This is a genomic window from Arthrobacter sp. UYCu712 (assembly GCF_040547005.1).
GTDB lineage: Bacteria > Actinomycetota > Actinomycetes > Actinomycetales > Micrococcaceae > Arthrobacter.
Genome location: NZ_JBEPOZ010000005.1, coordinates 165,809 through 184,146 on the forward strand (window position 1 = coordinate 165,809; position 18,338 = coordinate 184,146).

Sequence of the window (18,338 nt, forward strand, 5' to 3'; positions counted from 1 at the left end):
GAACGGCCGCCGTCGTAAGCCAGGATCAGGCTACTTGGACTCGGCCGGAACAGCTTCCTTGGTCTCGGTCTTGGCCGTGTCTGCGGCCGGCGTGCCGGCAACGGGAGCGGGAGCCGGAGCCGCGGCCGGCTTGGGAGCCGGGGTCGCCGCTGCCACGAAGGCGCCGCGGGGCTTGTCCAGGTCGATCAGCTGGGTGGTGTCGCGGCCCACGAAGAAGGCCAGGAGCCAGCCGAAGATGACGCGGATCTTGCGCTCCACAGTCGGCATCGCGAGGCCGTGGTAGCCGCGGTGTGCCAGCCAGGCCAGCGGGCCCTTGAGCCCGATGCGGCCCAGGATGCTGATGTTGGCAACACCCTTCCACTCGCCGAATCCGGCGACGGCGCCGAGGTTCTTGTGCTTGTAGTCCTTGAGCGGCTTTTCCCAGCGCGAGGCCCACAGGTTCTTGGCGAGTCGCTTGGCCTGGCGCAGCGCGTGCTGGGCGTTCGGGACGCATGTGCCGTCCGGCAGACCCTTGCCCGTCAGGTCCGGCACGGCTGCGACGTCGCCGGCAGCCCAGGCGTTCTCGACGATTCCTTCGTCACCGGCGATGCGCAGGTCCGGGAGGACACGGACGCGGCCGCGGGGTTCGAGCGGGAAGTCGGTGGAGCGGACCATCGGGTTGGCCTGCACACCGGCAGTCCAGACGAGGGTGTCCGATTCGAACTCCTGCGCCGGGGTCTTGTCCGGGAGGTTGATGAGCTTCAGCGAGCCCTCGGCGTTGTCCAGCGAGGTGTTGAGCAGGACCTCGATGCCGCGGCTGCGCAGGTGCTCGACAACCCATTCAGCCTGCGAGGCGGTGACCTCGGGCATGATGCGGCCCATCGCTTCAACCAGGACGAAGCGGACTTCTTCCTGCTTGATGCGGGGGTTGTTCTTGACCGCGGCGCGGGCGAGGTCTTCCATCTCGGTGATGCACTCGATGCCGGCGAAACCGCCGCCGACGACGACGAACGTCAGGGCGCGTGCGCGCTCCGCCGGATCCGTCATAAGCGAGCCGGCTTCAATGCGCTCCAGGACGCCGTTGCGCAAGGCGACGGCCTCCTCGATGGTCTTGAGGCCGATGCCCTTTTCCGCGAGGCCCTTGATTGGGAACGTGCGGGTGATCGCCCCTGCAGCAACGACGACATCGAAGTAGGGAATCTCGAAGTTCTCGCCGCCGTCGGCCGGTGCAACCACAGCGGTGCGGTTGGCGTGGTCGATCGCGGTGACCCGGCCCTGGATGAGCTCGGTCTGCTTGAGGTGCTGACGGTGCGAGACCACGGCGTGGCGGGCCTCGATGTTGCCGCCGGCAACTTCGGGGAGGAAGGGCTGGTAGGTCATGTAGGGCAGGGGATCAACGACCGTGACGATGCCACCGGCATTCGCGATCTTCTTCTGCAGTTTGAGGGCTACGTACAGGCCGACGTACCCGCCGCCGACGACGAGTACCCTGGGACGGTCCTGGAGCTGAGGGGAGGATGCCATGCCTCAAGAATACCGTAGTTTGTGAAAAACTTCACTAACTATGACTTGCCGCCGGAATCCGCCGGATTCAGCACCCCGGTTTCCGGTCCGCCGGGGCTGTCGGGTCCGCCAGGTCCGCCAGGTCCGCCAGGTTTGTCTTGGTTTGCCGCGGGCACTGGCCGCATGGCCCGGCGGAGCTGGAACACGGCAGCCCCGATGATGCACAGGAACAATCCGCCGAAGCCCAGGACGACGACGGCCGGGACGGCGCTGTCCAACTGCGAGGGCTGCTCCGCCACGGGCACCGTGGCCTCGGGCAGGGTCGGTGCGGCGCTTGAGGGCGTCGGCGCGGCCGCCGCAGGCGTGGTCGCCAGGTTCCCGCGGCGGTGCACGCGGATCCAGTCCGAGATGGAGCCCAGCGGGTTGACCCTGGTTTCCGGCACGTCGGCTTTGAGCGCTGCCTCGGCATTGAGGACCCCGAAGCCGTAGATCGGGTCCTTCCCGGGGGCTCCCGCGTCCTTCGCCGTGGTGACGATCCGGTTGATGACCTGGCTGGCGGGCATGTCCGGCCATTCGGACCGGATCAGGGCCGCGACGCCCGCGACGATGGGGGTGGCACCCGACGTGCCCGCCCATTCGGCATAGCCGCCGGCCGGCAGGCCGCCGATGAGGTTCTCGGCGGGGGCTGCGACGCCGATGCTGATGCCCTGCGAGGAGGAGTCGACGCTTGCCCTTCCCTTGCGGTCCAGCCCGGCGACGGTCAGCACACCGGGGATGGTGGCCGGGGCGCCGACCTGCACGTTGCCGCCCACCCGGTTGCCCGCGGCGGCGACGATCACGACGTCTTTTTGTTCGGCGTAGAGGAAGGCGGCGTCCCAGCTTTGCGGCCACTCCGGGGAGGTGCTGCCCAGTGAGATGTTGATGACGCGGGCGCCGTTGTCCACGGCCCAGCGGACCGCCTCGGGGATCTGGTCCTGGTCGCTCTTGCCGCCGGGGTTGGCGGATCCGAGCCACGTGGAGACGGAGAGCAGCTGGGCCTCCGGGGCCACGCCGACAATGCCGTCCGGGCCCACCGTGGGGCCGGACCGCGCACTGGGGCTGGGGCTCGGGGTAGCTCCAGCGGGCTGGTGGCCGCGGCCGGCGAGCATGGTCGCCACGAGCGTGCCGTGCTCGGGTTTGGCGCCGATGCTCTGCCGCCCGTCCGGGCTGCCGGCGCCGGACACGTCCGCTCCCCCGGTCAGAACGCCCGCCAGGTCCGGGTGCGTGCCGTCCACGCCGCTGTCGATCACGGCGACCTTGACGTTGGCGCCCTTGGAGACTTCCCAGGCCTTGGTGATGCCCGACTCGGCGAGCCAGTATTCCTTGTCGCGCCAGGAATCCGCGTGTGCGGCCGGGGCCGCCGGCAGCGATGCCAGCAGGCTGCCGCCCGCGAGGGCCAGGGCCATCACAGCGGAGGCGGTCCGGCGGGGCCGGGCTGTTGCTCTGGTCATTGGGGTCCTATCGGCGGTACAGCGGGTGGCGGCGCAGTCGCGGTGGTGCTGCGTCGGAAGGGAGCGGTCAGCCGGTCCGGGACTGTGTTGCCCGGGCCGCTGCGTCGGCTAGCTGATGCTGAGGGCGATGCCGTCGAGAATGTCATGTTCACTCGTGACCGCCGTGGTGACTGCGCCCCCGGTGACGTCCGCGAGACGCTCGAGCACACGACGCCAGACGAGTCCGCCGGCCCCGATCACGTCCACGCGTCCCGGGTGCATATACGGCAGCGCCGCACGGTCTGCCCGGGTCATTTCCAGCAGTTCCGTGCACGCCTGCCGAAGGGTCGCCAGGGGGAGTTCGATGCCGTGGATTGCCGCCGGGGAGTACTCCGGAAGGTGCAGGGCATGGGCCGTGATGGTGGTGACGGACCCCGCCACGCCGACGACGACGGTGGCCCGGTCCAGCGGCACCGTCCGGGCGGCCTCGCTGATGGCGGCGTCGACGTCGGCTTCCGCCGCGGCGATCTGCTCCGCCGTCGGCGGGTCGTTGCGGAGGTGGCGCTCCGTCATCCGGACGCAGCCGATGTCCACGGATCTGGCGGCGAGAACGCCGTCGGCGTTCCCCAGCACAAACTCCGTGCTGCCGCCGCCCAGATCGACCACAAGGACCGGGTCCTGGCCGCGGGACGGCAGGACGCTGCTGGCTCCGGCGAAGGACAGGGCCGCTTCCTCGTCGCCCGTGATCACTTCGGGTTCGACGCCGAGGAGCTCGCGGATCCCGTCGATGAAGATTTGCCGGTTCCGGGCGTCCCGGGTGGCCGAGGTGGCGACGAAGCGTATTTTCCCGGCACCGTGCTGGCGGATCAGCCCGGCGTACTCCCGGGTGGCGGCGAACGTGCGGTCCAGGGCTTCCTGGGCGAACTCGCCGGTGGCGTCGACGCCCTGGCCCAGCCGGACGACGCGCATTTCACGCACGACGTCGGTGAGCCGCGGCGTGGCGCCTTCGGTCTCGGCTGCATGGACGTCGGCGATAAGCAGGCGGATCGAGTTGGTCCCGCAGTCGACGGCCGCGACGCGGGTCACTGGCCGGCCTCCGCTTCCGGGTTTCCCGGCTGTCCTGCGGTCTCCGTGCGAGCCTTGCGGACCGGGGCCGGCCGGCCCACGATCCCGGGCAGACCCTGGGGTCCGTGCCGGCTGAGGTCCTGCGAGGGGACCTCGCCGCCGGTGTCCCAGGCGCCGTCGCAGTAACAGCGGTCCGTGGTCCACCATTCGCCGATAGCGGCAATCGCCTCGTCGCCGAGCGGGTTCACGCCGGGGCCGGCCGCGAGGGAATGGCCCACGAGGACATGCAGGCACTTCACCCGGGCGGGCATTCCGCCGGCGGAAATACCGTCGATTTCGGGCACCGCACCGATGCCGGACCGGGCGCCGATCTCCGCCCGGGAGGCCAGGTAGGCCTCGTGGGCGGCCCGGTAGTTGGCCGCCAGCGCCGCATCGCCGCCGAGGCGCTCGTTCATCTCGTTCATCAGTCCGGCCGCCTCGAGCCGCGAAACGGCCGAGGTGATCACCGGGTGGGTGAGATAGAACGTGGTGGGAAACGGTGTGCCGTTGCTCAGCCGCGGCGACGTGGCAGCGACCAGCGGATTGCCGCAGACACAGCGTGCGGGGATTTCGACGACGTCGCGGACGGGGCGCCCCAGTTGCCGGCTCAGGACCTCGAGGTCCCGCGGCGAGGCCAGGCGGGACCCCTGCGCTGCGCCGGCCGTGCCTGCCGCAAGGCCGGCCGCATCGCGGGTCGCCGGAACCGCGTCCCCTGCCATGGGCGTCTCGTCCACTCGGTTCTCGTCCACTGGCGCGGCACCTTTCCTGCCCTGTGTGGCTTGTCCGTCGGACAATCCGGCGGCGGGCGCCGCTCTAGTCTGTTGCCGAACGCCGGATGGATTCCCAGAGGGAGTCCACCCAGGGCAGCTTGGCCGGGTCTTGTGTTGATGCTGCTCCGGCGGCGCCACTGGACTCTCCGGCCGGAAGATCACTGCCGAATACCCAGTAGCCCGTCTCTCCGGGCATAACCATGTTAATCCGGTCGCGGGCCTGCTGCTTAACGTAGTTGGGGTCCTGCCAGCGGGAGACCTGTCGCCGGAGGTCGTTCTGCTGGGCCTGCTTCGCGGAGATATCGGCCTGGAGCGCGGCGATTTCGGCGCGTTTCTCGAAGAAAATCTTGACCGTGGGCGCCAGCATGATGGTGATGGCAATCATGACCACGGCCAGCGCCAGCATGCGTCCGGAGAACGCCTTGGCGGGGACGGGCACCTCGTCCGGTTCGGCCGGCGGCTTCTTGGTCCCGGTGCTCTTGGTCCCGTTCTTGCTCCCGGCGCTTTTTGCGGGGCTCTTGCTGGGGGTCTTCGCGGTGCCCGCCTTGGCGGGATTCTCCGCTGCGGCGTTGACCCCGGCGGCCTTTTCCCTGGCAGGGGCTGCCTGCCCGCGCGACGGTGCTGAGCCGGATGTCCCCCGGCCGGCGTCGTGCGGGGTGGCATCGTGCTGGGAACCGGAGGCTCCGCTTGCAGCACCACCGGCGCCGCCGTGGCCGCCGAAATCGGCAAGGATGACGTCTCCGCCGTCACCCGCGTCCGTGGGCTGGGGGGCCGCAGGCGTGGCCCGGGGAACCTTGGGGCGGCGGGTGGCCATGTCACTCCTGTAATGCCCGGTCCTTGCTGGGCTGGCTTGCTGCTCAAGTACTGACAACCGTGGCCGGGACCGGCGGCACCAACCCGGCACCAACTCAGGTGCCAAAACAGAACCGGCGGCCATGGTCTTTCAACCATAGCCACCGGTCACTGGTTTTCGTTGCTACTAGCCTTTGAAACGCGGGAAGGCGCTGCGGCCGGCGTAGCGTGCGGCATCGTCGAGTTCTTCCTCGATGCGCAGCAGCTGGTTGTACTTGGCGACACGCTCGGAGCGGGCCGGGGCACCGGTCTTGATCTGGCCCGCGTTGGTGGCAACTGCGATGTCAGCAATGGTGGTGTCCTCGGTTTCGCCGGAGCGGTGCGAGGTGATGGTCGTGTAACCCGCGCGCTGGGCCAGGGACACGGCGTCGAGGGTCTCGGTCAGTGAACCGATCTGGTTGACCTTGACCAGCAGCGAGTTCGCGGTGCGCGAGTCGATGCCGGTCTGCAGGCGCTCGGGGTTGGTCACGAAGAGGTCGTCGCCGACGATCTGGACCTTGTCGCCGATGGCGTCGGTGAGGGCCTTCCAGCCTTCCCAGTCGTTCTCGTCCAGCGGGTCCTCAATCGAGACCAGCGGGTAGTCGGCGACGAGTTCGGCGTAGTAGGCGCTCATCTCGGCGGAGGTCAGGGCCTTGCCTTCGAACTGGTAGGCGCCGTCGGTGAAGAACTCCGAGGAGGCCACGTCCAGGGCCAGCGCGATGTCCTTGCCCGGGGTGTAGCCGGCGTTCTTGATGGCTTCCTGGATCAGGTCCAGGGCTGCGCGGTTGGACGGCAGGTTCGGCGCGAAGCCGCCCTCGTCGCCGAGGCCCGTGGAGAGGCCCTTCTCCTGCAGCACGGCCTTGAGGGCGTGGTAGACCTCGACGCCCCAGCGCAGGCCTTCGGAGAAGGTCTCGGCGCCGAGCGGGACAACCATGAATTCCTGGATGTCGACGTCGGAATCGGCGTGGGAGCCGCCGTTGAGGATGTTCATCAGCGGGACCGGCAGGACGTGGGCGTTCGGGCCGCCCAGGTACTTGTAGAGCGGCAGGTCCGCGGAAGCTGCGGCGGCGTTGGCCACGGCCAGGGATACGCCCAGGATCGCGTTTGCGCCGAGCTTGCTCTTGTTGGCGGTGCCGTCCAGGTCGATCATGGACTGGTCGATGCTGCGCTGGTCTGTGGCGTCGAAGCCGATCAGGGCAGGGGCGATCTGGTCGATGACGGCGTCGACGGCCTTCTGGACGCCCTTGCCGAGGTAACGGGCCTTGTCGCCGTCGCGGAGCTCAACGGCCTCGTGCTCGCCGGTGGAGGCTCCGGAGGGAACTGCTGCGCGGCCGATCTGGCCGTCGGAGAGCAGAACTTCAACTTCTACGGTCGGGTTGCCACGGGAATCGAGGATCTCGCGGGCGTGGATGGCATCGATAAGCGCCATGAATATGCTCCTTTGGGTGAAGCGATCTGCTGGGAATCTGACTGCCGGGACTCTAGCTGGGAATCAAGCTGAAAACCGACGTCCTCGTCTCCCCTAGCCTAGTCGAGAGTGGTACAGGTTACGGAAACCTATCCAGTCCCCGGACGTCATCAGGGAGATGGGGGATGTACCTGGTCGGCCTGGAAGCGGCGGACGGCCCCGCGGAGGGCCCGCTCGGCGTCGAGCCCGTGGCGGCGGGCGGCCGCCACGATGCCGAACAGAAGCTCACCGAGCGCCTCCTCGCCGGCCGGAACTTCGACGGCGGTTCCGTTCCCGTCCGCGTCCGCCGGGAGGCCGGCGCGGTCCGCGCGGTCCAGCAGCTTCTGGGCGCGCGCCAACGCCGGAAGGGCGGCCGGGACGCCGTCGAAGTTGTGTCCGCGGTCCGGCTTTTCCGCCTTTTTGACGGCATCCCAGGTCTCAATGATTTCCTGCACCGTGGCCGGGAAGGAGTCCTGCAGGGAGCCGTCCGGGCGGAACACGTGCGGGTTGCGCCGGATCATCTTCGCGGTCAGGCCGCGGGCGACGTCGTCGAGGTCGAATGCACCGCGCTCCCCGGCGAGCCTGGCGTGCAGGACCACCTGCAGGAGGACGTCGCCCAGCTCGGCCTGGAGCTCCGCGTCGCCGCCGCCGGCCTCGATCGTCTCGGCGACCTCGTAAGCCTCCTCCAGGAGGTATTCCACGAGGGACTCGTGGGTGAGTGCACGCATCCAGGGGCAGTGCTCGCGCAGGGCCGCAATCATCCCCACCAGCTCCCCGACCTCGTTAGCCAAGGTCGGTGTAGGCCTCGTTGATGTATTCGACGAGTGCTTCCTTCTCCTCGAGGGGCAGGAAGGCCGCCTCGGCCGCGTTCAGCGTCAGCTCCAGCAGGTCATCGAGGTCGTAGTCGAAGGTCTCCACGAGCAGTTCGAACTCATCAGTCAGCGTGACGCCGCTCATGAGCCGGTTGTCGGTGTTGATGGTGACGTTGAAGCCCAGCTGGTAGAGCATGTCCAGCGGGTGGCTTTCGATTCCCTCGCCGAAGCCGGCGACGGCTCCGGTCTGCAGGTTGGAGGAGGGGCAGATCTCCAGGGCGATGCCACGGTCGCGGACCCAGCTGGCCAGCTCGCCGAGGGTCACGAGGCCGATGTTGTCGTTGACCTCATCGCTGCTGTCGTTGACTTCGGCAGCGTCTTCGTCCTCTTCGAACTCGACGGTGACGTCTTCGGCGATCCGGATGCCGTGGCCCAGGCGCAGCGCCCGGCCGTCGACGAGCGCCGACTGGATGCTTTCCAGGCCGGCAGCTTCACCGGCGTGGACGGTGGCCGGGAAATTGTGCTGGGCCAGGTAGGTGAAGGCGTCCTTGAAACGCGACGGCAGGAAGCCGTCTTCGGCTCCGGCGATGTCGAAGCCGACGGCGCCGTTGTTGCGGTGGCGGACAGCCAGTTCGGCGATCTCCTGGCCGCGGTCGGCGTGGCGCATGGCTGTGATCAGCTGGCCCACCTGGATCTCACGGCCGGTCTCGGCCACGGCGTCCACGCCGGCTTCGAGGCCGGCCTGCACGGTTTCGACCACTTCATCCAGGCTCAGGCCCTTCTGCAGGTGCTGTTCGGGTGCCCAGCGCACTTCGCCGTACACGACGCCGTCGTCGGCCAGGTCCTCGACGAACTCTTTGGCGACACGGAACAGGCCCTCTTTGGTCTGCATCACGGCGATGGTGTGGTCGAAGGTTTCGAGGTAGCGGACCAGCGAGCCGGAGTTGGCGGATTCGCGGAACCACTCCCCCAGCGCGACAGGGTCGCTCGAGGGCAGCGTGTGTCCCACGGCGTCGGCAAGCTCAATGATGGTGGCCGGACGCAGCCCGCCATCCAGGTGGTCGTGAAGGGAAACCTTGGGAAGGCCCTTCAGATCGAATTCGAGGTCAGGGGCAGCGTTAGGAATAGTCTCAGTCACGTTCCAACCATAGGGTCGGAGCGCGCCGGACGCTACTTTCTGCCGGCCTCGGCATCCCCGGAGGCGATCCTCGGCGAAGGAACGGCGGCGGCGGCCGGTTCGTGGGTGGGCCCGCCGTCGAGCCATTCGTCCACGACTTCTGCGTCGTGGCGCCCGAGCCGCTTGTGCCACCAGCGCAGGACGTGGTCGATCAGCACACCCAGGACGATCGCGAAGACCACTGCGATGCCGGCGCTCAGCAAGGGGTTGTCATGCAGCCAGTGGAAGGAGCTGGCCAGTACGCCGATGCCGATGGAATAGACCACCCAGGTGGCGCAGGCAAAGGCGTCCAGGAAAAAGAACCTCCGGTGCGGGAAGCCCGTGGTGCCTGCGACATAGTTGACGGCGACGCGTCCCCACGGGATGTACCGGGCGGTGAAGATCAGGACTGCGCCGCGCTTCTCCAGTTCGTAGCGTGCCCAGCCGAAGGCTTTCTGGACTTTCGGCTTGCGCATCCAGCGGAACCGCTCGAGGCCGATCTTCCGGCCCAGCAGGTACGCCATGTTGTCACCCGCGATGGCGCCGATCAGGGCTGTCAGGCCGAGGATCCAGAGATTGGGCTGGCCGCCGCGCACGGAGAACGCCGCGAGGGCAACAATCAGGGTCTCGCTCGGGACCACCATCGCGAAGCCGTCGACAAAGAAGAAGACCAGGAGGAGGGGGTATATCCACCACTGGCCAGCTGCATGGAGCACGGCCTCATTAATGAACTCCACGCGGGCATGGCTCCTAGACGAAAAATGTGGCACAACATCTGCCAGCGGAAAGTGACGTAAATCGCTCCTAAGTGTCCCATGGCCACGGCACGATTAGCTACGGTTTCGCGGAGGTTCGCTGCCGGTCTATCCCTCTGCGGGCGGCGGCGTCCGGTCCGCGTCTGCCGGGACCTTTCCGCGGAGCCTGCTGATGCCGAGATCCACTAGGATTCCGAGCACGATCGCGCAGACGATCGCGACGGTGGCGCCCAGCAGGTGGTTGTGTTCGAACCATTGTCCGAAGAACAGTCCGATCGCCACGGAATACCCGGCCCAGAGCAGCGCCGAGAGCACCGTCAACCCCACGAACCGGGGCCGCGGATAGTGCGAGACGCCGGCCGTCAGGTTCACGGCCACCCGGCCGATGGGAACGAACCGCGCCACGAGGATCAGCGACGCCGGCCGTTTGTGCAGTTCCGTGCCCGCCCAGGAGAAGGCTTTCTGCATGCGCGGGCCCCGCATCCAGGCCCACCGCTGCGTGCCCGTGCGGCGGCCGATGAGGTAGGCGGTGTTGTCGCCCAGGAACGCTCCCGCCGCGGCGACGCCGATCAGGAACAGCGGGTTGGGCACGTCCGCCGTGGCGGCGACCGCGGCCAGCCCCACCACCACGGATTCGCTCGGGATGGGCGGGAAGAAGCCGTCAATCACGCAGCACGCGAACACCAGGAAAAGAACCCAGGGTTGGCCTGCGGCTGCCAGGATGAAGTCGTTGATTGCCTGCACGGTTTCCTATCACGCGGCCGGGCCGGAAAGTACTGCTGTGGAGCCAGTGTACTGCCGGCCCGCCCCCTGGTTGCCCTATCACTTGGGGTGGCTAAACCACGGGTTTGGGGACCACAAATGATAGGGCAAGCGGGGTTTGCTTAGGCGATGCGGCCGATGATCAGCTTCTGGGCCGGACGGGAGCCTTCCGGTGCAATCACGACGGCGCGCTCCAGCGCTTCCTTGGCCCGGCCGAACTTCTCCGGGGTGTCCGTCAGCAGGGTCATAAGCGGCTCGCCGGCGCGCACTGTGGCGCCGGGCTTGGCATGCATGCGCACGCCGGCCCCGGCCTGGACCTGGTCTTCCTTGCGGGCGCGGCCGGCGCCCAGGCGCCAGGCGGCGACACCGACGGCCATGGCGTCGAGTTCCACCAGCACACCGTCGGCCGGGGCGTAGATGACCTCGGACTCCCGGGCCACCGGCAGCTTGGCGCGCGGGTCCCCGCCTTGCGCCTCGATCATCCGGTTCCAGACGTCCATGGCCCGGCCGTCCCGCAGGGCTGCCCGCGGATCGGCGTCGTGGACGCCGGCGCAGGCCAGCATCTCCTCCGCGAGCCGGACGGTGAGCTCGACGACGTCTTCCGGGCCCCCGCCGGCGAGGACCTCCACGGATTCCTCGACCTCGATCGCGTTGCCCGCGGTGAGGCCCAGGGGCGTGTTCATGTTGGTCAGCAGCGCCACCGTGTTCACGCCGGCGTCCTTGCCCAGGGCCACCATGGTCTCGGCCAGTTCGCGGGCCCGGGCCTCGTCCTTCATGAAGGCGCCGCTGCCCACCTTGACGTCGAGCACCAGCGAACCGGTGCCTTCGGCGATCTTCTTGCTCATGATCGAGGAGGCGATCAGCGGGATGGCCTCGACAGTTCCGGTGACGTCCCGGAGGGCGTAGAGCTTTTTGTCGGCCGGGGCCAGGCCGGCGCCGGCGGCGCAGATCACGGCGCCGACGTCCTGGAGCTGGGCCATCATTTCCTCGTTGCTGAGCGCCGCACGCCAGCCCGGGATCGATTCGAGCTTGTCCAGGGTGCCGCCGGTGTGGCCCAAGCCGCGGCCGGAGAGCTGCGGCACGGCCACGCCGAAGACCGCCACGAGGGGTGCCAGCGGGAGGGTGATCTTGTCCCCCACGCCGCCGGTGGAGTGCTTGTCGGACGTGGGCTTCACGCCGCCGTCGGTCCGGCGCAGGCTGGAGAAGTCCATCCGCTCGCCGGAGGCGATCATCGCCGCAGTCCAACGGGAGATCTCGGACCGGTCCATGCCGTTGAGCAGGATGGCCATGTTCAGGGCGGCCATCTGCTCGTCGGCGATCGCGCCGCGGGTGTAGGCGTCGATGGTCCAGTCGATCTGGGCCGGGCTGAGCGCGCCCTTGTCCCGCTTGATGCGGATGATGTCGACGGCGTCGAACGATTCAGTGTTGCTGTTGTTGGTCTGAGTAGTCTGTGTCACCGGGGTTCCTCCAGGTGTTGGGGGCCAAAGGCATCGGGAAGGACCTGGTCCATGGTCTTGATTCCCTGCGTGGTCATGAGCTCCATCTCCGGAGCCCGGAATTCATACAGCAGCTGCCTGCAGCGTCCGCACGGCATCAGGATGTTGCCGCCGGCGTCAACGCAGTAGAAGGCGCGGAGCAGTCCCCCGCCGGTCATGTGCAGGTTGCCCACCAGGGCGCACTCGGCGCACAGGGTCAGCCCGTAGCTGGCGTTCTCCACGTTACAGCCGGAGACGATCCGGCCGTCCGCGGTGAGGGCTGCTGCCCCCACCGCGAACTTCGAATACGGCGCATAGGCGTTCTTCATGGCGGCGACCGCGGCAGCCTCGAGGGCCGCCCAGTCGACGCCGGTGCTTGCCACGTCCGTCATCCTTTGACGTACGGTATGCCGCTGGCCGCCGGCGGCCGCGAGCGGCCCACGAGTCCGGCGACGGCGAACACCGTCACGACGTACGGCAGCATGGCCATGAACTGGCTCGGAACCGGGGTGCCGATGATCGTCACGATGCTCTGCAGGTTGTCGGCGAAACCGAACAGCAGGGCGGCGCAGAAGGCACCGATCGGGTTCCAGCGGCCCAGGATCATGGCCGCGAGGGCGATGAAGCCGCGGCCGCCGGAGATCTCCTTGGTGAAGCTGTCGATCGCCACAAGGGTGAAGAACGATCCGCCGATGCCGGCAACGGCGCCGCCGAGGGTGACGTTCCAGAAGCGGGTCGCGTTGACCTTGATGCCCATGGTGTCCGCCGCCTGCGGGTGTTCGCCCACGGCCCGGACCCGGAGGCCCCATTTGGTCTTGAACAGCCCGATCCACACAACGATGACGGCGACGTACATGAGGTAGCCCACGACCGACTGCTTGAACAGGATCGGGCCGAGGACCGGAATGCTGGAGAGGACCGGGATCTCGATGATGGGAAGCCGGCCGGGCGAGTTGAACATTTCCTTGTCCGCCTGCATCACGGTGCTGAACAGGAAGCCCGTGAGGCCGGAGACGAGGACGTTGAGCACCACGCCGACGATGATCTGGTTGACGACGTACTTGATGCTGAACAGCGCCAGCACCATGGAGACGGCGGCACCGGCGACGGCCGCCGCGAGCAGGCCCACGTAGGGGTTGTGGGTCAGCGTGGCCACAATCGCGGCCGTGAAGGCCCCGCCCAGGAGCTGGCCTTCGATGGCGATATTCACGACGCCGGCGCGTTCGCACAGGACACCGGACAGGGAACCGAAGACGAGCGGCACGGCGAGGGTGACGGATCCGGCGATGAGGCCGGCCAGCGAGATGCTGGGGGTGCGGGCGCCGCCAACCACCCAGATCAGGAAGGCCGCGACGAAGAGGACAACGAACACGGCCGGCAGCCAGCGCGGGGGCCGCTGGTTTTTCGTCTTCAGGAAGACGGTGTAGCCCGCGAGGCCCAGCATGATCACGGAGAGCACAATCCCGCCGAGGAAGGCGGGCACCTCGATCTCGGGCAGCTGGAAGAAGTCACCGCCGGAGGAAATGCCGAAGGTGGCGGTCTCGTGCGGGCCCAGGAGCCCAAAGAAGACGAACGCGACGACGGCCAGCACCAGCAGCGTCGCCGGCAGCTTCCAGGTCACGGGCTTGGCGGACACCACCGGCATCCGTTCCCTCGCCGGCTTGGGGTCTCCCTGCTTGGGCTGTCCCGGTACAGGTGACGTTGCTGTTGTGCTCATGCTGCACCTCCGGTGGTGGCTGCCTTCTGGGTTTTGCCGGCGGTTGCGGCCTTCTTCTTGCTCGGGTTCAGGCCGAACACCGACCGCACCAGGGGCGGGGCCGCGATAAAGAGCACGATCAGCGACTGGACCACCAGCACGATGTCGATCGGGGTTCCGGTCTGGATCTGCATCTGGACCGCACCGGCGCGGAAGGCGCCGAACAGCACACCGGCGGCAAACGTGCCCCACGGCGTCGAACGTCCCAGGAGTGCAACAGTGATGGCATCGAAGCCGTAGGTGGCCGCGACCCCGTCGGTAAGGACCTTTTCGGTACCCGCGACCTGCGCCACACCGGAAAGCCCGGCCAGGCCACCCGCGATGGCCATCACCAGGATGGTTGCGCGCGGAACGTTGATGCCGGCGGTCAGGGCCGCCTTGGGGTTGGCGCCGACGGCACGGAATTCGAAGCCGATCGTGGAACGGTTCAGCAGCCACCAGACGAAGACGGTGGCCGCAATGGCCAGCAGGAAGCCGAGGTGCAGCCGAAACTGGCTGCCGAGGATCTGCGGGTACACGGCCGTGGGGTCCAGGATCGGGGAAATCGGGGTGGTTTCCCCCGGGCGCTGGAACGCCGGAGTGTCGAGCAGGTACCGCACGAAGTAGAGCGCGATGTAGTTGAACATGATGGTCACGATGACCTCATGGGCACCGGTCCGGGCCTTGAGCAGGCCCACGATCCCGCCCCAGACCGCGCCGCCGACGATGCCGGCCAGCAGGACCAGCAGGAGGTGCAGGCCCAGCGGAAGGTGCAGCGCGAAGCCGACCCAGGACGCGAGGATGCCGGCCATGATGATCTGGCCCTGGGCACCGATGTTGAACAGGCCGGCGCGGAAGGCCAGTGCCACGCCGAGGCCCGCGGTGATGAGCGGGGTGGCGATGGTGAGGGTCTCCATGAGCGGAGCGAACTGTCCGGCCACGGTGCCGCCGCGGGGGTTGAACACCGCGCCCTGGAAGAGGGCCACGTAGGAGCTGGTGGCCGCGGACCAGACGGCGGAGAGGAAGTCGCCGGGCCGGGCAAAGAAGTATCCCGCGGTGGCGGCAACTATTTTGTCCGTGGTGGCGATGAGCAGGCCGCCGAGGACCAGTGCGAGGAGGACCGCCAGGATGGTGACCATGCCGTTGCCGGTGAAGATCTGGCGCAGCACGGAGGTCGAGTCGGATCCGCCGGGGACGGTCCCGCTCTGGCCCGAGACGGGCACGGCCGAGGGCCGCATGGCGCCGCCGGCGGTGTCCAGCAGGGTGGCCGAGGCGGCGTCCGTTGCGGGAGCCCCGGGCTCCGTTTCCTGGGACGGCGTTTCCGGGGTCAGGTCCGGATCCTGTCCCGGATCGGGGTCAGCCGCGTGCCGCGGCTTGTTGTTTTCAGTCATGGTCGTCTCCTACGGCGCCGGAGGTGGACTCCTGCACGGGATGGGCGGCGGGCGCGGGGTTCGTGGCGTCTGTGTGGGCCGGGTTGTCGGCAGGGTGCTGGGCCGGGTGCTTGCTCGCGGTGTCAGCCTGGGCGTCAGCCGGGGACAGGCCCGCCATCATCAGGCCGAGGACATCGCGCCCCGTCCCGGCCGGGACAATCCCGACCAGCTTGCCCTTGTAGAGCACTGCGATCCGGTCCGCGAGCTCAATGACCTCGTCCAGTTCGGTGGAAACGATCATCACGGGGGTGCCGTGGTCCCGTTCGGCGACGATGCGCTTGTGCAGGAACTCGATGGATCCCACATCCACGCCGCGGGTGGGCTGGGAGGCGATGAAGAGGCGCAGCGGCCGGGAAAACTCCCGCGCCATAACGACCTTCTGCTGGTTACCGCCGGAAAGGGTCCCGGCGGCCAGCAACCCCGAGGGGGTGCGGACGTCGAACTCCTCGATCCGGGTTTTGGCGTTTTCCAGGACCTTGGCCGGGTTCATGCTGATGCCCTTGGCGAACGGGGCCTGGTCGTAGCGGTCCAGGATCAGGTTCTCGGCGATGGAGAACGTGCCGATCAGGCCGTCGACCGAGCGGTCTTCCGGCACGAAGCCGACGCCGGCCTTGAGGACGTCCTTGACGCTGCGGCCCAGGAGTTCCTCCCCGTCCAGGAGCATGGAGCCCTCGACCCGGTCCTGCAGGCCCAGGATGGCCTCGGTCAGTTCCGTCTGGCCGTTGCCTTGCACGCCGGCAATGGCCAGGATCTCGCCGCGGGCGATGCTGAAACTGATGTTGTCCACGACGTGCTGTCCGCTTGGCGCGATGACCGTGAGGTCCTTGACCTCGAACGTGGTTTCCTGCGGCTTGGCCGGCGCCTTGTCGAGGGTCAGGCTGACGGCGCGGCCCACCATCATGGAGGCCAGTTCGGTGGTCGAGGCGCCGGGATCGGCCGAGCCGACCACCTTGCCGCGCCGGATCACCGTGATGATGTCCGAGACTGCCTTGACCTCGCGGAGCTTGTGCGAGATGAAGACGATGGACGTGCCGTGGCTCTTGAGCTGGCGCATGATGTCCAGCAGCTCGTCGGTGTCCTGCGGGGTCAGCACGGCGGTGGGTTCATCAAGGATGAGGACCTTGGCGTCGCGGACCAGCGCCTTGATGATTTCGACGCGCTGCTGCACGCCGACCGGGAGGTCCTCGATCAGGGCATCCGGGTCGACGTCGAAGCCGTAGCGGTCGGAAATTTCCTTGATCTTGCGGCGCGTGTCATCGAGGTTCAGGAAGCCGCCGGTCTTGGTGGTTTCCGCCCCCAGGGCGACGTTTTCGGCGACCGTGAAGACCGGGACCAGCATGAAGTGCTGGTGCACCATGCCGATGCCTGCGGCCATGGCGTCCCCCGGGCCGCGGAAGGTGACGGGTTTGCCGTCGATGAGGATCTCACCCTCGGTGGGCTCGTACAGCCCGTATAGAACGTTCATCAGCGTGGACTTGCCAGCGCCGTTCTCGCCGAGCAGACAGTGAATCTGCCCGGGTTCAACAACCACATCGATGTGATCGTTGGCTACCAGGGAGCCGAAGCGTTTGGTGATCCCCTTGAGTTCAAGTTTCAAAACTCTGACCAATCTCGAGTTGTCCGGAAACGGTAGGTCCGGACGCGTAATGGGGGCTGCAGCACCAGCCTAGTGCCTGCCGCCGGGAGCGGGACGGGGCCCGCGCAACGAAAAGCGCCACAGCCCGTGCGGTGAATGACCGGACGGGCCGTGGCGCTTAGCGGAGGAAGTTAGGACTTCGGGCTGGCTGCGGATTCGACCTTCAGCTTGCCGGCGGCGATGTCCTTCTTGATCTGGTCCAGCTCGGTCTTGAGCTCGGCCGGGACCTGGGTGTCCAGGTCGTGGAACGGGGCCAGCTGCACGCCGTCGTTCGCGAGGGTGCCGACGTACGGCGCGTTGGTGAACTTGCCGTCCTTGTCTTCCTTCACAACGGTCTCAACGGCCTCGCCCATCTGCTTCATGACGGAGGAGAGCATGATGTCCTTGTAATCCGGGGCCGTGAGGAAGCCGTCGGAGTCAACCCAGATGAGTTTGACGTCCTTGCCTGCAGCCTTGGCTTCCTTGAGGGCAGCGCCCGCGCCCTTGCCGACCGGACCGGCGACGGGCATCACGATGTCCGCGCCCTGGTCCAGGAAGTTCTGGGTGAACTGCTTGCCCTTGTCCTGCTTTTCGAAGTCGCCGGTGAAGGAGCCGTCCTGCTTGGCCTTGTCCCAGCCAAGAACCTTGACGTCCTTGCCCTTTTGCTCGTTGTAGTACTTCACGCCGTCGGCGTAGCCGTCCATGAAGATCGTGACCGTGGGGATCTTGATGCCGCCGAAGGTGGCGACCGTTCCGGTCTTGGTGGTGCCTGCCGCGAGGTAACCGGCCAGGAAGGCGGCCTGGGCCGTGTCGTAGATGATCGGCTTGACGTTGCTGATCGGGGTCTCGTAGCCGAAGTCGATGATGGCGAAGTGCTTGTCCGGGTTCGCCGTGGCCTGGGCCTTCGTGGCGTCACCGAGCAGGAAGCCGACCGTGACGGTCAGGTTGCAGCCGGCGGTGACCATGGCGCGCAGGTTGGGCTCGAAGTCGCTGTTGGTCTTGGACTCGACCTGGTTGACCTTGATGCCAAGGTCCTTTTCGGCCTTCTTCAGGCCTTCGTAGGAGGACTGGTTGAATGACTGGTCGTCGAATCCACCCGAGTCGGAGACGATGCAGCCCGTGTAGTTGCTGGCTGTCTGGGTGGCGCTGCTGCCGGCGTCCGGGGCGGCACCGCAACCGGTCAGCAGGAGTGCAGCCGCACCCGCGGTGGCGACACCGGCCATCGAACCGCGCTTGACGGTGGCACGCAGAGAGTTCTTCAATTTTCCTCCAGGAAGAAAGAGTAGGCGCTACGACGGAAGTTCAATGAGTGTCTGTCTGCGGTATTCCGCTGATCTCTGTTGTCACTGATGGATTCGCAGCACTGCGCCGAGGCGCACTGATGCAAGCTACTTTAGTGGCCTGCGACACGTGCGGATAACACAGTTCCCGACGATTCCGCAGATTGTTGAGAACTTGTTACCAAGCGGTACGGAAAATGCCCCGCACCGGATGG

At 67.5% G+C, this 18,338-nt stretch carries 16 protein-coding genes; all 16 read right to left on the minus strand.

Annotated elements, in window-relative coordinates; all coding sequences use genetic code 11:
- Window positions 1–30: 30 nt before the first annotated feature.
- Window positions 31–1,503, minus strand: a complete 1,473-nt coding sequence (locus tag ABIB51_RS07515; RefSeq protein WP_354187007.1) for an NAD(P)/FAD-dependent oxidoreductase — start codon at window positions 1,501–1,503, stop codon at window positions 31–33.
- Between the two features lie 38 nt (window positions 1,504–1,541).
- Window positions 1,542–2,972 carry a S8 family serine peptidase gene (locus ABIB51_RS07520; RefSeq protein ID WP_354187009.1) on the minus strand — a complete coding sequence of 477 codons (1,431 nt, stop codon included), beginning with the start codon at window positions 2,970–2,972 and terminating at the stop codon, window positions 1,542–1,544.
- A 108-nt stretch (window positions 2,973–3,080) separates the two neighbouring features.
- Window positions 3,081–4,037: a Ppx/GppA phosphatase family protein gene (locus tag ABIB51_RS07525; RefSeq protein WP_354187011.1), complete on the minus strand. Its 957-nt coding sequence runs from the start codon at window positions 4,035–4,037 to the stop codon at window positions 3,081–3,083.
- Entirely contained in the window at window positions 4,034–4,774 is a 741-nt protein-coding gene (locus ABIB51_RS07530) for a DUF501 domain-containing protein (RefSeq protein WP_502916089.1), read from the minus strand. Before ABIB51_RS07530 ends, ABIB51_RS07525 begins: the two co-directional genes overlap by 4 nt.
- Window positions 4,775–4,868: 94 nt before the next feature.
- A complete protein-coding gene (locus ABIB51_RS07535) occupies window positions 4,869–5,639 on the minus strand; it encodes a septum formation initiator family protein (RefSeq protein WP_354187015.1) in 771 nt (256 codons plus the stop codon).
- Between the two features lie 165 nt (window positions 5,640–5,804).
- Window positions 5,805–7,085: a phosphopyruvate hydratase gene (gene eno, locus ABIB51_RS07540; RefSeq protein ID WP_354187017.1), complete on the minus strand. Its 1,281-nt coding sequence runs from the start codon at window positions 7,083–7,085 to the stop codon at window positions 5,805–5,807.
- A 149-nt stretch (window positions 7,086–7,234) separates the two neighbouring features.
- Window positions 7,235–7,864: a MazG nucleotide pyrophosphohydrolase domain-containing protein gene (locus ABIB51_RS07545; protein ID WP_502916090.1), complete on the minus strand. Its 630-nt coding sequence runs from the start codon at window positions 7,862–7,864 to the stop codon at window positions 7,235–7,237.
- Window positions 7,865–7,886: 22 nt separating this feature from the next.
- The gene (locus ABIB51_RS07550) at window positions 7,887–9,053 is read right to left on the minus strand and encodes an adenosine deaminase (RefSeq protein WP_354187019.1); all 1,167 of its coding nucleotides are present in this window, start codon (window positions 9,051–9,053) and stop codon (window positions 7,887–7,889) included.
- A gap of 32 nt (window positions 9,054–9,085) precedes the next feature.
- Entirely contained in the window at window positions 9,086–9,808 is a 723-nt protein-coding gene (locus ABIB51_RS07555) for a DedA family protein (RefSeq protein WP_354187021.1), read from the minus strand.
- Between the two features lie 126 nt (window positions 9,809–9,934).
- On the minus strand, window positions 9,935–10,570 hold the full coding sequence (locus ABIB51_RS07560) for a DedA family protein (RefSeq protein WP_354187023.1): 636 nt from the start codon (window positions 10,568–10,570) through the stop codon (window positions 9,935–9,937).
- A 140-nt stretch (window positions 10,571–10,710) separates the two neighbouring features.
- On the minus strand, window positions 10,711–12,045 hold the full coding sequence (locus tag ABIB51_RS07565) for a thymidine phosphorylase (protein WP_354187025.1): 1,335 nt from the start codon (window positions 12,043–12,045) through the stop codon (window positions 10,711–10,713).
- On the minus strand, window positions 12,042–12,446 hold the full coding sequence (locus ABIB51_RS07570; RefSeq protein WP_502916086.1) for a cytidine deaminase: 405 nt from the start codon (window positions 12,444–12,446) through the stop codon (window positions 12,042–12,044). Before ABIB51_RS07570 ends, ABIB51_RS07565 begins: the two co-directional genes overlap by 4 nt.
- 5 nt (window positions 12,447–12,451) lie before the next feature.
- Window positions 12,452–13,780 (minus strand): ABC transporter permease, encoded by a 1,329-nt coding sequence (locus ABIB51_RS07575; protein WP_354187029.1) that lies wholly within the window; start codon window positions 13,778–13,780, stop codon window positions 12,452–12,454.
- Window positions 13,777–15,189: an ABC transporter permease gene (locus tag ABIB51_RS07580; protein ID WP_354187031.1), complete on the minus strand. Its 1,413-nt coding sequence runs from the start codon at window positions 15,187–15,189 to the stop codon at window positions 13,777–13,779. Before ABIB51_RS07580 ends, ABIB51_RS07575 begins: the two co-directional genes overlap by 4 nt.
- Window positions 15,182–16,825 (minus strand): ABC transporter ATP-binding protein, encoded by a 1,644-nt coding sequence (locus ABIB51_RS07585; RefSeq protein WP_354187033.1) that lies wholly within the window; start codon window positions 16,823–16,825, stop codon window positions 15,182–15,184. The genes ABIB51_RS07580 and ABIB51_RS07585 overlap by 8 nt, the downstream gene beginning before the upstream one ends.
- A gap of 170 nt (window positions 16,826–16,995) precedes the next feature.
- On the minus strand, window positions 16,996–18,105 hold the full coding sequence (locus ABIB51_RS07590; RefSeq protein ID WP_502916087.1) for a BMP family lipoprotein: 1,110 nt from the start codon (window positions 18,103–18,105) through the stop codon (window positions 16,996–16,998).
- Window positions 18,106–18,338: the final 233 nt, after the last annotated feature.